Annotated in this window: 12 protein-coding genes; 4 read left to right on the plus strand and 8 right to left on the minus strand. The window is 39.7% G+C overall.

Annotated elements, in window-relative coordinates:
- Position 1 precedes the first annotated feature (1 nt).
- Together leuD and leuC are read right to left on the minus strand one after the other, a co-directional pair.
- Positions 2-595, minus strand: coding sequence for a 3-isopropylmalate dehydratase small subunit (leuD, locus tag LBYS_RS13355; RefSeq protein ID WP_013409377.1), 594 nt, complete (start codon positions 593-595; stop codon positions 2-4).
- Between the two features lie 13 nt (positions 596-608).
- Positions 609-2,006, minus strand: coding sequence for a 3-isopropylmalate dehydratase large subunit (gene leuC, locus LBYS_RS13360; protein ID WP_013409378.1), 1,398 nt, complete (start codon positions 2,004-2,006; stop codon positions 609-611).
- A 359-nt stretch (positions 2,007-2,365) separates the two neighbouring features.
- On the opposite strand from leuC, the gene LBYS_RS13365 reads away from it, so the two are divergent.
- Entirely contained in the window at positions 2,366-3,334 is a 969-nt protein-coding gene (locus tag LBYS_RS13365; protein ID WP_013409379.1) for an SPFH domain-containing protein, read from the plus strand.
- A 6-nt stretch (positions 3,335-3,340) separates the two neighbouring features.
- Here the strand turns inward: LBYS_RS13365 and LBYS_RS13370 are convergent, their stop codons facing one another.
- The gene (locus LBYS_RS13370; RefSeq protein ID WP_013409380.1) at positions 3,341-4,693 is read right to left on the minus strand and encodes an ArnT family glycosyltransferase; all 1,353 of its coding nucleotides are present in this window, start codon (positions 4,691-4,693) and stop codon (positions 3,341-3,343) included.
- 15 nt (positions 4,694-4,708) lie between these two features.
- Complete coding sequence (locus tag LBYS_RS13375) at positions 4,709-5,497, minus strand: glycoside hydrolase family 16 protein (RefSeq protein ID WP_229310421.1); 789 nt, start codon at positions 5,495-5,497, stop codon at positions 4,709-4,711.
- Between the two features lie 89 nt (positions 5,498-5,586).
- On the opposite strand from LBYS_RS13375, the gene map reads away from it, so the two are divergent.
- The 3 genes from map to LBYS_RS13390 all read left to right on the plus strand — a co-directional run bounded on the left by map (position 5,587) and on the right by LBYS_RS13390 (position 8,101).
- Positions 5,587-6,351 carry a type I methionyl aminopeptidase gene (gene map / locus LBYS_RS13380; protein ID WP_013409382.1) on the plus strand — a complete coding sequence of 255 codons (765 nt, stop codon included), beginning with the start codon at positions 5,587-5,589 and terminating at the stop codon, positions 6,349-6,351.
- 119 nt (positions 6,352-6,470) lie between these two features.
- The gene (locus LBYS_RS13385; RefSeq protein ID WP_013408218.1) at positions 6,471-6,677 is read left to right on the plus strand and encodes a hypothetical protein; all 207 of its coding nucleotides are present in this window, start codon (positions 6,471-6,473) and stop codon (positions 6,675-6,677) included.
- Entirely contained in the window at positions 6,677-8,101 is a 1,425-nt protein-coding gene (locus tag LBYS_RS13390) for an IS701 family transposase (RefSeq protein ID WP_083794560.1), read from the plus strand. Before LBYS_RS13385 ends, LBYS_RS13390 begins: the two co-directional genes overlap by 1 nt.
- A 31-nt stretch (positions 8,102-8,132) precedes the next feature.
- Here the strand turns inward: LBYS_RS13390 and LBYS_RS13395 are convergent, their stop codons facing one another.
- The 4 genes from LBYS_RS13395 to LBYS_RS13410 are packed head-to-tail and all read right to left on the minus strand — an operon-like array spanning position 8,133 to position 14,152.
- Positions 8,133-11,177 carry an efflux RND transporter permease subunit gene (locus LBYS_RS13395; protein ID WP_013409383.1) on the minus strand — a complete coding sequence of 1,015 codons (3,045 nt, stop codon included), beginning with the start codon at positions 11,175-11,177 and terminating at the stop codon, positions 8,133-8,135.
- The gene (locus LBYS_RS13400) at positions 11,174-12,190 is read right to left on the minus strand and encodes an efflux RND transporter periplasmic adaptor subunit (RefSeq protein WP_013409384.1); all 1,017 of its coding nucleotides are present in this window, start codon (positions 12,188-12,190) and stop codon (positions 11,174-11,176) included. The genes LBYS_RS13395 and LBYS_RS13400 overlap by 4 nt, the downstream gene beginning before the upstream one ends.
- A gap of 5 nt (positions 12,191-12,195) precedes the next feature.
- Positions 12,196-13,536: a TolC family protein gene (locus tag LBYS_RS13405; protein WP_013409385.1), complete on the minus strand. Its 1,341-nt coding sequence runs from the start codon at positions 13,534-13,536 to the stop codon at positions 12,196-12,198.
- 1 nt (position 13,537) lies between these two features.
- Positions 13,538-14,152, minus strand: coding sequence for a TetR/AcrR family transcriptional regulator (locus LBYS_RS13410; RefSeq protein ID WP_013409386.1), 615 nt, complete (start codon positions 14,150-14,152; stop codon positions 13,538-13,540).
- Positions 14,153-14,266: the final 114 nt, after the last annotated feature.

Here is a 14,266-nt window from a genome sequence, read left to right on the forward strand (position 1 = left end):
CTTAGATTCTGGTTTTTTCGAACTCGCTAATCTCAGACTTTAAGGAAAGTAGATAATCTATATCATCATACCCGTTTAGAAGGTTGTTCTTCTTATATCCATTGATTTGGAAACTCTCACTTTCTCCCGTTACTAGTAAAGTTACCTTTTGCTCAGGTAAATTAACTTCTACCTCTGTACTTGGATCTGATTCAATGGCACGGAAGATCTTGTCCAAAAATTCAGGACTTACTGTAACAGGTAGTATTCCTATGTTTAAGGAATTTCCTTTGAAAATATCAGCAAAGAAACTGGAGATTACGCATCTGAAACCATAATCATATATGGCCCATGCGGCATGTTCTCTACTTGATCCTGAACCAAAGTTTCTGCCGGCTACTAAGATCTTTCCGGAATAGGTTGGATTGTTTAAGACAAAATCTTCTTTAGGGGTACCGTCTGAATGATATCTCCAGTCTCTGAAAAGATTGTCACCAAATCCCTCTCTTTTCGTAGCTTTCAGGAATCTAGCAGGTATGATCTGATCTGTGTCCACATTCTCTAAAGGAAGAGGTACACATGAGGAAGTCAAAATATTAAAACTATCGTATGCCATGATTTGAATAAAATTATAAAAGTTCTCTAGGGTCTGCCACAACTCCGGAAACGGCCGCTGCCGCTGCCACTAGTGGTGAAGCCAATAAAGTACGTGCATTAGGACCTTGACGGCCTTCAAAGTTTCTATTTGATGTAGACACCGCTAATTTACCGGCTGGTATCTTATCATCATTCATTGCTAAACAAGCTGAACAGCCCGGCTGTCTTAAATCAAATCCCGCGTCCGTTAAGATATCGTATATACCTTCTTCCTTGATCTGATTCAATACAGTATGAGAGCCCGGTACTAACCAAGCGGTGATATTTTCCGCTTTCTTGCGTCCTTTAACTACTGAAGCAAAGGCACGGAAATCTTCAATTCTACCATTGGTACAAGATCCTAGAAACACATAGTCTACAGGTTGGCCAAGTAGTACTTGTCCTTCCTCGAAGCCCATATAACCTAAGGCCTTCTTATAACTCGCTTCTCCATCTTTAACTTCAGATGCATGCGGAATAGGCTTAGTAATGCCAATACCTAAACCAGGGTTAGTACCATAGGTAATCTGCGGTTCAATGTCTTCAGCATTGTAATTCAATTCCAGGTCAAAAACGGCATCTTCATCAGTTTTCAACTGTTTCCATTCTTCCACATATTTGTCCCAATCTGCACCTTTTGGAGCCTTTTCTCTTCCTTTTAACCAAGCAAAAGTAGTTTCGTCAGGGGCAATCATACCCCCTCTGGCACCCATCTCAATGGACATATTACAGACGGTCATACGTCCTTCCATGCTCATGTTCTCAAATACCTCTCCTGCATATTCTGCAAAGTATCCTGTAGCACCTGAAGCAGAAATTTGAGAGATAATATATAACACTACGTCTTTAGGAGTAACTCCTTTTCCTAGCTTACCATTAATAGTAATCCTCAGTTTCTTAGGCTTTGGCTGCATGATACATTGTGAAGCCAATACCATTTCCACCTCAGAAGTACCAATACCAAAAGCTATACAGCCAAAAGCTCCGTGAGTAGAAGTGTGAGAGTCTCCACAAACAATGGTCATCCCTGGTAAAGTGATTCCGTTTTCCGGTCCTACCACGTGGACAATTCCGTTCTTGTTGTGTCCCAATCCCCAGTGAGAAATGCCGTACTTCGCCGTATTGCTTTCCAGTGCTTTCAACTGATTAGCGGACAATGGATCAGATACCGGTAGGTGCTGATTAATAGTAGGAGTGTTATGATCTGCGGTAGCAAAGGTTCTATCAGGGTACATTACTCCAATCCCCCTGCTTTCTAGTCCTAAAAAGGCTACAGGGCTCGTCACCTCATGAATAAAATGTCTGTCAATGAACAGAACGTCTGGTCCGTCTTCTATGTGTTTGACCACATGCTTATCCCAAACCTTGTCGAAAAGCGTCTTTTGTGCCATAGTTTACTGTAAAGAATTAAACAACGTCTCAAAAATGAATGAATTATTTATGTAAAACATTATTTTGAAGTCCAAAAAATAACGGAAAAAGTTCAAAGTTATGTTTTGGGCTATATTTAAAAACTTTCTATCCAAATCTTTGGCATATCATTAAGTATTACAATACTTATTTAGTCATGAGGATCTTTTTCAGTAAAATCTGCAATACACTTTAAAGTTTTTCAAAAGATTGTTAAGCTAATTACCGTTGGTGTAACATTATATCCGTTCCTCCTACTTCTCTTGGATTTATCAAAAATTATGCGTAACTTAATTATATAATAAGATTGTGAATTTCAATAATCTAACACTATAAAACTATGTTTACATTCATCTTAATCCTTTTACTTTTTGCCATTATTCTGCTGTTTCATTTTTCCACCCGCTTTAAGGTTTTTGAATGGAGAGTGTATGAAAATGGAAACAAATACCTGCACGTCAATTATAAACTCATGGTCTTGACGGTTTTAGCATTTATAGCTATCCTGGTTCAGCCCTATGATCTGGTAAGAATAAATGCAGGTGCAGTAGGCTTAAAAGAATCTTTGATCGGTGATAAAAGAGGTATAGGATCTGTCAAATTAGTTTCTGGTTTTCAGATCTACAATAAATTCTTTGAAAGGGTTTATGAAATAGAGACCGACCAAAAAAATGTCCATTATGAGACATTAGGGGTTATTGTAAAAGGTGGATTCTCCTGCAAAATCAAACCAACTTTTAATTACAAAGTTAAACCAGAAAATGCAGATCAGTTATTCATTGAGCTCCGTCAAACCTTTAAACAAGGAGGTTTGAAAGCTGTAGAAACTACCTGGTTAGAAACTGCCATACTGGGTGGAGTCAATGATGTTTCAAACCGTTTTGCCGTGGACTCCATTTTCAACCACAGGGAGGCTTTCGAGCAGCAAATTTCTTTGGAAGTAAACAAAAGGGTAGGTAAGTATTTCGAAGTTACTCAATTGAGAACGAACATCCTTCCTCCGGAATCTTTGCAAAAGTCTATCGAAGGAAAGACCAAAGCTATCCAAGAAGCGGAAGAATTTGAATATAGAGCTAAAAGGGCTGTTGCCGAAAACAAGGAGAAAGTAGCTCGTGCTCAAGGAGACTACGAAGCTGCTTTACTTGAAGCCAAAACAAAAGAAGCTCTTTCTCAACCTAAGATGTTAGAACTTTACCGTGCAGAAACGGAAAGAGTTTGGGCGCAGAAAGGAGTCAGTCCATATGGAAATAACAATACCTTTATTTCAGGCAAGAACGACAACGGATTTATGCTTAATCTCCGCAATTGATCCTTCTTACATCTTCTGGGCTAATTGTCCCAGAAGATGTATTACTGGAATGAGGTAGAGTACAAAGAGCGTGATATAAAATCCTATTATAAGCTTTTGAGGGATCCATTTGGATATCCAATAATTTCCTGTCAAAAAAGGCACGATAGTCGCCAGTAACCCAGGGAATATGTAGATGGCCTTCATGAACACAAAGGTTCTGCCAATCAAAGAGAACAATACGCCAAATCCAATATATCCGGCTATATAAAGAGCATAAATCCACATGGGGTTTTCTGACCACGGGTCTCTAAATAGCTGCCTAATCCCCAATAAGATACCTATGAACAGGATCAAGGTAGGTACTATACCTACAGCCAAGGAAACTTTTCCTATGAAGGTGATAAATCGGTTATCCGTTCTCCATTCATGAGGCCAATTGTCAAAACCTAAAAAATAAAACCTTCCATATACCTGAGAAAAATGCGAATGCATATGCTTCTGTCTGATTTTCCCCGTATAAGATAAATGTGGATTTTTAATGAGGTCAATATAGTGGAACTTGAAGAAGCCGGAATATACAGATAGTATTCCCGGTATATAGGTATTCTCCGGTAAATAAAGATGAGGTAATTCGTAAGTAGGAGTGTTGTAGGTAAATAGTTTGCCTGACTCTCTATAATCCCGGGCGTATCCATTGAAAAAGAAGAAGGTAGTAGCACTGAATAGTATACCAATTACTACAGTACCTAAATACCCGTTTCGCAGTGATAAGCTGTAATTTTTCCGTAGAATACTTAACAAAACCAGAGCTATTACAGACCCTATAAAATATACCCCAAAGTTTAGTTTAGCCATGGAGCCTAAAACCAAACTAACAATGATCAATGCTGAATACAAGAGGTTAGGTTTTCTGTAGACTTGCAGTAATGCGTATAGATTAAGAGTTCCTAAGAATATAATAAAAGCGTCATTTGTAGCTTGTCCGGAAATAGCTATAAATCTGGGATTAAATGCAATAAAGGCAAATACCAAAAGTTTAAGGTATTCAGCAAAGGGTAAGGTACGAATGAATTTCATCATGAGGAATAAACTCCCCACCCCAAATACGGCGCTGAACATTTGTGCACTGATATGTTTGGCCCAATCGCTCTCAATACCAAACAGATTCCAAAAGGTTGCTACCATCAAATGATATAATTTAGGATGATAGCATTGCCAGCATTGTGTTGACCTCGGGAGCTCTCCGAATCTTGCAATGAGCTCAATTACAGTGAAATGGTCATCATTCGCATATCCTCCATTCAGGGTTGCTAATGCGAAAATTAATAGGGATGAAATGCCTAGAATCCAGGCATATAAGTTGCTCTTTGATGTCATAAATTAGTGATGTATTTATTTCTTCCACCCATATACGCGGACATAATCCACCTCAAATTCAGCAGGAAAGGCAGCTTCATCTATGCCCTTTTGGCCGCCCCACATTCCACCTACGGCCAAATTGATCAGCCAATGGAATTTCTGGTCAAATGGCCAGGCATTCTTGTCCTCACCTTCATTGTCGAAGTGGAAGAGTTCTACATCGTCAACAAACCCTTTGATATAGGTAGGTGTCCAATCTACACGGTACAGATGGAAGGAGTTAGTAGCTCCTGGAAGCTTTCGACTTGCAGTCTTCTGAGTTCCAATGGAATGGTGGTAAGCCTTAGTGTGTACACTGATATGAACCACGTCCGGATCATAGCCCACATGTTCTAGTATGTCAATTTCCCCCGAACTTGGCCATCCGCCATATTCCCAATCCGTAGGAAGCATCCATACCGCAGGCCAGGTGCCCCTACCGGTAGGTACTTTGGCACGGACTTCAAACCTACCATATTTAAAATCTCCTTTTTTCTTACTGACTAACCTTGCTGAAGTGTATTCCTGGCCTTCATATGATTCTTTAATCGCTCTTATTTTAAGTGTGCCATTAGAGACAAAGGCATTCTCTTTCCTGGCATTCGTGTAATATTGCAACTCTTGATTTCCCCAGCCATTATTGCCATTCCCTACATCGTACGACCACTTTTTAGGATCTGGCAAACCTTCATAATTGAACTCATCTGCCCAGATGGGCTTTTTCGTAAATCCTGAAGGAGAGAAAAGCAATGATGTTAAGAAGAAGTATAGAATCATGTTCATTTGATGGGTTTACTTGCCAACATAAAGGCATTTAGATCAAAAATAATTAAATTTGCGGTGAAAATAAAGGGTTTATAGCCTAAATAATTATGTCTATTTCTGAAGAGTCTGAATTAGAGGGGATGAAAGCAGTAGGCCATGCAGTAGCCTACACCTTGAGTGAAATGAGAAAATATGCCCAAGTGGGCATGAGTACCTACGAATTAGATCAGTATGGTGCACAAATTATGGAGAAATTAGGTGCAAAATCAGCACCTAAACTGACCTACGGTTTCCCGGGATACGCCTGCATCAGTACTGGAGGTGAGTTCTGCCATGGAATTCCATCAAAAGAGAGAATTTTAACTGAAGGTGAACTGATCAATATTGACGTTTCCGCAGAACTAAACGGTTTTTGGGCAGATAATGGATGCTCCTTTGTTTTAGGAGAAGATATCCATGGGCACCAAGCCTTAGTGAATGCCTCCAAAGAAATTCTTCAAAAAACCATTAAGAAAATCAAAGGCGGGGTGAGGATAGCGGATATCGGTCATTTTATGGAGATGGAAGCTAAGAGATACGGTTATAAAGTCATTCGAAATCTGGGAGGACATGGTGTAGGTAGAAGCTTACATGAGCAGCCTGATGAATTGATGAATTACAAACAGAAAGATGATCAAAGAAGATTTCGTAAACACTCCGTAGTAGCTATAGAAACCTTTATCGCTACCCATTCCACTATCGCCGTTGAATTAAATGACGGCTGGACCATGGTGGGTAATAAAGGAGGATTTATGGCTCAACATGAACATACCTTGATGGTGACGGAAGATCAACCTCTGATATTTACAGAAGCTAATGGAATTTTTGAATAGGAGGCTAAGCCTCCTATTCTCTTGAGTTTGGTTATTTACTAGATATTAAAAAAAAAGTGCGTCAGATTTTGATTTGTCGCATTTTTTTGTGAGATTTATATCTAGTTACACGACTAGACATGGGATATCCGACGAAAATTCAATTAATTAAGAGAGCCAAGAGTGAGCAGTGGTACGTAAATTTTCCTGCTGCTGTTGCGCAAGCCATAGAGTTCCAGCAAGGAGAAGTGGTGGAATGGGTGATTGACGATCATCAACGTTTGGTTCTACAGCGTAGTGACGACTCTGTAAAAGAGCTTAAAAAAAAACTCCCAAGGAAGGTCTAATTTGTTCTTTTCGGGAATTATTTGAAAAGTGCTTACCAGCGTTTAATCAACTTAGAACCTTTGAGCGAGCTCGGACTCTTGCTTTAGGTGTTTTATCGTGTGTTGGCCGATGTACTATTACGGGAATGGTAACGGCCAGTGGTGCTCAGTTCTTGGACTGGTCGGCTACCTATCGCCTTTTTAAGGGCAGCCGAATGAATATGAGCAAGATATTTGGCTGTATACGCAAAGAAGTAGTACTTACTAACGGTTGGGAGCATCCTTATATTTATGCTCATATGGACGATACATTACTACGTAAACGAGGAAAGAAAATCTTCGGAACGGGTTGGATGCGTGATCCACTTGGTCCGCCATTTAGCAGTAATTTTGTGTGGGGGCAGCGTTTTATTCAAGTGTCTTTATCGCTACTAGAAAAGGGAGTGTTTGGGCCTTCTCGAGCAATTCCTGTTGACTTTACCCATTGTCCACCAGTAAAAAAGCCTACTAAAGGCGCTGACGAGCAAACCACAGCTACTTTTTTGCAACAACACAAGAAAGAGAAGATGAGTGCAGTAGGTCTGCAGCGTATCCTCTCTCTGAGAGAAGATTTAAATGCGGACGGTTTTTCTAATAAGAAAGTGGTGTTAAGTGTTGATGGTAGTTACACCAACGAAACGGTAATAAAAAAGCTGCCAGCCGGAGTGGAATTAATAGGGAGAATAAGAAAAGATGCAAAGCTATTTTCTCCTGCCGAAGTAAAAATAAATCAAAGGGGAAGAAAACCTTATTTTGGAAGAGAGTTACCTACACCAGAACAAATACGGCAAAGTCCAGAAATACCATACCAAAAGATAGAAGCATGGGCAGCAGGTAAAAAACGAGTCTTTGAGGTGAAAACACTAAAAAATGTTAGGTGGAGGAAATCCGGGGAGCGAAACCTGATGCTAGTCATTATTCGTCCAGTTAGTTACCGACTTACAAAAAGCTCCAAATTACTTTACCGAAACCCTGCCTATCTAATTTCTACCTCCCAGCATATAGATATCCAATTACTTGTACAGGCTTATATTAGAAGGTGGGAAATAGAGGTAGGCTTTCGTGATCAAAAAACATTGATCGGCTGCGGACAGGCACAAGTGCGTGAGAAAACAGCTGTCGAGAAAGTGCCCCAATTTATATCAGCATGTTACGCAATGATCTTACTGGCAGCTCACAAATCAAACGAAAAAAAATCGCAGCAACTTCCAGGAACTAAATGGTACAAAAACGCAAAAAGAAAAAGAATTACCACAGGAGATTTACTCAATCGTGTGAGAATGGAAAACTGGCTTGAAAGTGTACAAATTAATTTAACCGACTTCGCAAAACTCCAACAAAAAATGGCAAAGTTGGGTAAAATCAACAATCCAGCAATCGAAGCTATATTTTACAACAGAAATTAGCCAAAGAGGAGTGAATAGGAGGCTAAGCCTCCTATTCTATTTTAGGTGGAAGTAATTTGTACATCACAGGTGTTACTATCCTTGTTAATACCAGAGAAGATATTAAGCCTCCTATGATTACTAATGCCAAAGGAGAATACAGAGGAGAATGTTCTAATACCAAAGGCATCAACCCCCCAATGGCCGTGAGAGTGGTTAATACTATCGGTATAAATCTGGTTTTACCCGCTTTCTCAATGGCTTCGTCAATACTCAATCCCTCCTCTTTTCTCAGGTAGTTAGTATAATCCACCAGCAGTATGGAGTTCTTTACTTCTATACCTGCCAAAGCAATGATCCCTACCACTGCTGTAAAGGACATGGTGTTTCCCGTTAGGAACAGTATCCCCACCGCGCCAATAACCCCTAGTGGAATTACAGACAAGACTATAAATGAGGACTTGAAGGTTTTGAATTCTAAAATCAGTACCGCCAATATTCCAAATATGGTGATGATGATGATGGTTCCCAATCCTCCAAATGTTTCCGCCTTTTGTTCTTCCTCTCCTGCCAATTGATAGGAATAACCTTTTGGAAACTTCAGCTCTTCTATTTTGGATTTAAACTTCTGAAGGGTCTCAGCCGTAGTGTAGCCTTCTTTCACAAAGGAGGAAACGGAAGTAAAGCGAGCTTGATTATAGTGCTGTATCCTATTAGACGAGCTTTCAAATTCCAAAGTAGCTAATTGACTGAGTGGGATCTGTGCTCCGTTTCCAGCCGGTACAAAAATCCTGTCAAAGACATCTGCACTAACCGCTCCATTTCTTGGAAGACTTAGTAAAAGCTCATTGTTTTCCCCATTTTCGTCTCTAAAGTTTCCAATAGGGAAGCCTGATATCGCCATACGGATATGCCTGTCGATTTCAAATGTAGGTATGCCGAATAAACCCGCTTTTTCTTTGTTTATTTTTACCCTTAGATCTGTAGTTCTATTGCTAATGGGATTATTCACGTAGATGGTCCCTTCCGTTTGCTTATAGAGAGACTCTACCTGCTCAGCTAAAGTTTTCAATGTGTCCAGGTTTTCCCCATATATACGGGTGGTCAATGGGGCTTCAACAGGAGCACCTTGCTCAAATTCCAAGGCCTTAATTCTGGCACCTGGGTATTTGTTGAGTTTTTCTCTTAACTCATTAATGAACTGAGTGCGAACGGGCACGGAGGTGCCCTCATGCAACTGTACAAAGATTTGCCCATAATTAGTGGCTGTCCCTCCCTTTGGAACTATATTATAATAGATCCTAGGATTATCTTTCCCCACATTTGCTGCATAGTTCTTCACAAGTGAACTCTCGGCTAATAGACTTTCCGTGTATCGTACGGCAGAATCCGTTTGGGCAATGGAAGTTCCTAATGGAGTTTCAATATTAATGAGAAATTGAGGCTTCTCAGATTTTGGAAACACTGTAATTCCTATCACAGGTATTAGCAAGATGCTACCCACAAACAGTAAAATGGCTATGCCTAATGTTTTGATAGGATTAAGTAATGACCAGTGCAGAATCTTTTGATATGATCCGTCAATCACGCGGTTCATCAACTGTAAAACTCTGTTACCCTCCTCCTTCTCTTCTTTCGGCATCAGAATGCTTGCTAGAAATGGTACTATGGTCAAAGAGATAAATAAGGATGCTAGTACCGTCATGATCACGGCCATTGGTAAGCTTCGGATAAAATCTCCTGAAGCCTCTGGTAAGAAGGTTAATGGAAGAAAGGCGAGAATTAAGGTAGCTGTACATCCTAGAACCGCCATGGAAATCTGTTTGGTTCCTTCAATGGCTGCGTCTTTTCTGGAATAGCCCTCACGTAGATAACGCGCTATGTTTTCAACTACCACTATGGAGTCATCCACCAATAAGCCCAGTGAGATGATGAGACCTACCACTGACAATTGATTGATGGAATATCCCAATAAATCTATACCCGCTAAACCAATAGCGAGTGAAAGGGGTATGGAGATCATTACGATCACGGATGCTCTGATCCCTAAGGGGATTAAGGTGATCAGTACTAACAGTATGGCTATTCCGAAATCTCTGCCAAGGCCCTTTAATCTCTTGGATACACTTTTAGCCTGGTCAAAACTCTTCTCTAATTGAATATTCGCTGGTAGCTTCTTTTCGAAGTCCTCAATGATCGGACTGATCTTACTATCAATTTCAAAAATATTGGTTCCGTATTTTTGACTTGCTGTAAGGAAAATAGCACGCTTACCATTAAGTCGGGCTAAATAATGATTTTCTTCATAATCAAAGTAGATGTCAGCTATATCTTTCAGATAGGTCAAGTTTTGTCCGGTGGTACTAACTATAGTTCTGCCTATTTCCTCTAGATGGCTATAACTTCCAGAAGTCTTCACATTGATTCTCCTTTCCCCAACTTCAATAGATCCTGCAGGAATGTTCAAGTTTTCCGACTGGATTAGGTTCATAACTTGAGCTAAAGGAATCTTAAAACTTGCCATCCTTTCTGTGTTCAAGTCTATTCTTACCTGTCTTTTAGGAACGGCATGAATGTCAATATCCTTGATTCCCTTAATCTTCTTAAGTTCATCCTTAAGTGCTTTAGCTTGCTGGTCTAGTTCATAATAGGATGCAGACTCAGATAGTAGACCTACTTGTATAATGTTAACCGTTTCCGGAGTTACTTTGACCACATCTATGGAATAAATATCCTGAGGTAATTTGTTTCTCAGGGCATTTACTTCTCGTAGGACTTCATTATTTTTTTCTTTTTCATCAGCCTTGAAATCAAATTCTACCACTACACTGGCCACTCCATTTGCCGCATGAGAAACTATTTTTTTGATTTCACCTAAAGAGGCTAATTTCTCTTCTATAGGGTCTACCACTAGTTCCTCCATATCCTCTGGACTAGTACCGGGATATACCACAATGATATTATTAAAGGTAGCCCGCATAGCAGGGTCTTCTGCCTTTGGCATCTTCATCAGGGAGCTTATCCCTATGGCCATAATCATAATAAATATGATGACCGTAAACTGATGATTTTTTACAGAAAAGCTGGTAATTCTCATGGCACTAAAACTGAGTCTCCGTTTGATACAAAACCGCTTCCATGGGTGATAATGGTCTCACCTAGTTTCAACCCTCCCTTTATTGCCACACTATTTCCATATAGTTTACCTATTTGGATTTGTCTCCTTTCGGCTTTCCCATTATTAACTAGGTATACGTCTGCTTTATCCGCTTGAGCATTCACAAGGGCTTCTACCGGTATAGCCAGTGTTTCCGTCATGTTCTTCGTCTTGATGTTTACTCGAGCTACAAAACCGGAAACAAGTCTTTTATTTACAGGAGCTAGATCAATCTCCACTTCGTATGTTCCGGTAGTTGGAGTGATCATTTGTGCTATTTGTCGGACCTTCCCTGTAAATACTTCTTCAGGATATGCATCAAGTCTGATTTCTGCAGGATCTCTAGGAGCCACTTTAACAAGATCTCTATCTGTTAGGCCTACTTTGACAGTATAGGCTTGTTCTCCACTGCCCATGATGAACATAGGGTGGAGTGGAGCTATTAATTCACCCTGTTCGGCAAGTTTCATCAGAATTCTGCCAGAAACCGGAGCATAGATTTTGGATAGTTTTAAATTAAATTTTGCAGCATCTAAAGTTTGTTGAGCTATGTCCAAACCACTTTTAGCATCATTTAACAAGGTTCTTGTAGCGGCTTGGTCTTGGAATAATTTCTCTACACGTTCAAAATCTCTTTTGGCTTTTTCATAACCTATTTGGGCTTGATTTACCTGAGCGTCAATTTCTGATAAATCCAATTCTGCTAGTAGTTGGCCGGCCTTAACATACTGACCTTCTTCTACATGACATCTTTTGATCACACCTCCGGTTTTGAATGCTAACTTAATTTCATTCTTTGAACTTAGCATTCCGGTGGATTGGATGTTTTCATGGAAAGTGAGCTGGGCTACCTGTGCCACTTTTACCGCTTGTAGAACTTTGTCTTCTGTTTTTTGCTTGTCGGGGTTTTGGCAAGCTGTAAAAATTAAGAGTAATAAGCTAATCTTTTTCATATCTATTAGTAGCCAGAGGCCTTTTTAAGTTCGCTGTATTTTATCCAGGTGCTTAATTTTTCTATAGTGTAACTCAACTGTGCTGCTGTAAGGTCATTTTGGGCTTTTGTGATTTCTATAGTTAAGGCTGCTCCGTTTTTATATCGGGATTGAACAAGATCATGGACCTTTTTCGTTCTGTTTAAATCTAAGGTTTTACTTTGCAAAGCCTCTTGACTTTGTACGGCATCATGGTAGGCTTTATAGATCTGCATTTCAATTTGTTTTTTCGCTTCTTCCAGTTTGCTATTCCATTGTAAAGCTCCTATTCTTGACTGTTGAATTTTAAGTTTCTTTTGCCCGGCATTATACAAGTTCCAAGTCATTCCTACTTGCCCCACCATATATGCTTGATTTCGAAAGGTGTAGCCAAATCCTTGAAAGCCGGTATTTACTCCAAGGAAAAGTGTAGGTAGTAGAGCATTTTTTTCATTCATGCTCACTAACGTCTGCTGTGCAGCTAAACCGGTTTGCAACTGTTCAAATTCAGGTCTGCTTAATAGAGCATTCTCTTGGAAATAGGAAATGGGCTTTAGAAGCGGAGGCTGAGAAAAGAAGGCACTGTCTGCTTCAATGTTTTCTTCTAAGTTTCTATTGAGAAGGAAATTGAAATAGGCCTTGGCTACTTTGGCATTTTTTTCCGCTTCTTTTTTCTGGATCTGCACCTTACTTAATTCATACTCCGCAGTGAGTTTAGCGTCTATAAGTACTTCCTCGTGTTGAAGTAGTTTTTGATTTAATAGAACGTTCTCCTTCGCTAAATTTTCTGCGTATGCAAAGATCCTAATGGCTTCTAGTGCTTGGAGATATTGATAATAAGCTGATTCAATATTAGCTTTTAGTTCTAGTTGTAAATACTTTTTCTTTGCCTCCTCTGTCAGTAGTAATTGTTTTTGCAACTGCACATTATATTTTATATCACTATTGAAAAGAGGAACCTTGATTTCCAACTTGGTGTCGTGAAAGTTCATGGGAGCCATTTGCTCACTTGTATTCTCTACTTGCGGAAAAACGGAAGTTCCTGTTAAGGCATTTAAGGTGCTGTACACCGGGTTAAGAAGATCACCTATTGGGATGTCAATCTTTCGCCCTCCAAATGCTACGGAATAGGTGGGGGCAAAGTTGACCTGCGGAAAAAAATGAGTTTTAGCTATCTCAATGGCTTTGATAGACTTCTCTATTTCCATCTGTTGCTGCCGGAGTGCTAAATTACTCTCTAGACCCTGATGGATATACTGATCCAAAACAGGTGATTGAGCATTGGCTATTCCCCCTATGAATATAAGAATGAACGTTGTAAGTCGCATATTAATAGGCTTTTAAAACTTGAATAAGACTGTTTAGGCCGCCTTGAATACGAGATTCTTTTTCTTCTTCTGAAAACATACCGCATCTTTTGCGAAGTTGAAGAGTGACTAATCCATGAACAGTAGCCCAGATCATCATGGATAGCTCGGGGACATTCGCATTCTTAAAATGGCCTTCTTCCTGGCACTGGGCTACAAGATTTTCTAGTGCGAAGTACACATTCTTACCTTCTTCCCAAACATCATCTCTTATTTCCAAAGTCTCCATTGGAGCAGTGAGTAAGAACATGAGCTCATACAATTCTGGATTTGAAAATGCAAAGTTGAGGTACTCATACCCTAGCTGGATTAACTTCTCAAAGGCCGTCTCTAAATGGGCTACCTTTTCAAAGGTTTTTCCAAATTCCACAAATGCCTCTTGATGAAGTACATAAAGTAGTTCGTTCTTGTCCTTGAAATATAGGTAGATCGTAGCAGGACTATATTCTATGTCATCTGCTATTCCCCGAATACTGGTTTTTTCATAACCCATTTCCAAGAATAGCTTCTTTGCAGAGTCCAATATCCTTCTACGCATCTCCTCCTTCTCTCTCTCTTTTCTATCAGATATTCCCATGTGATTTTAGTTAATGGGTCAAATTTAATAAACAGTGTTTATAAAAAAAGCGATAGTAATAAAAAATTCAATGTTTTAATATTGAAAGTGGAGGGTTTTGGGCTATAATTAGTA

The organism is Leadbetterella byssophila DSM 17132, from assembly GCF_000166395.1.
GTDB classification, from domain to species: Bacteria; Bacteroidota; Bacteroidia; order Cytophagales; family Spirosomataceae; genus Leadbetterella; species Leadbetterella byssophila.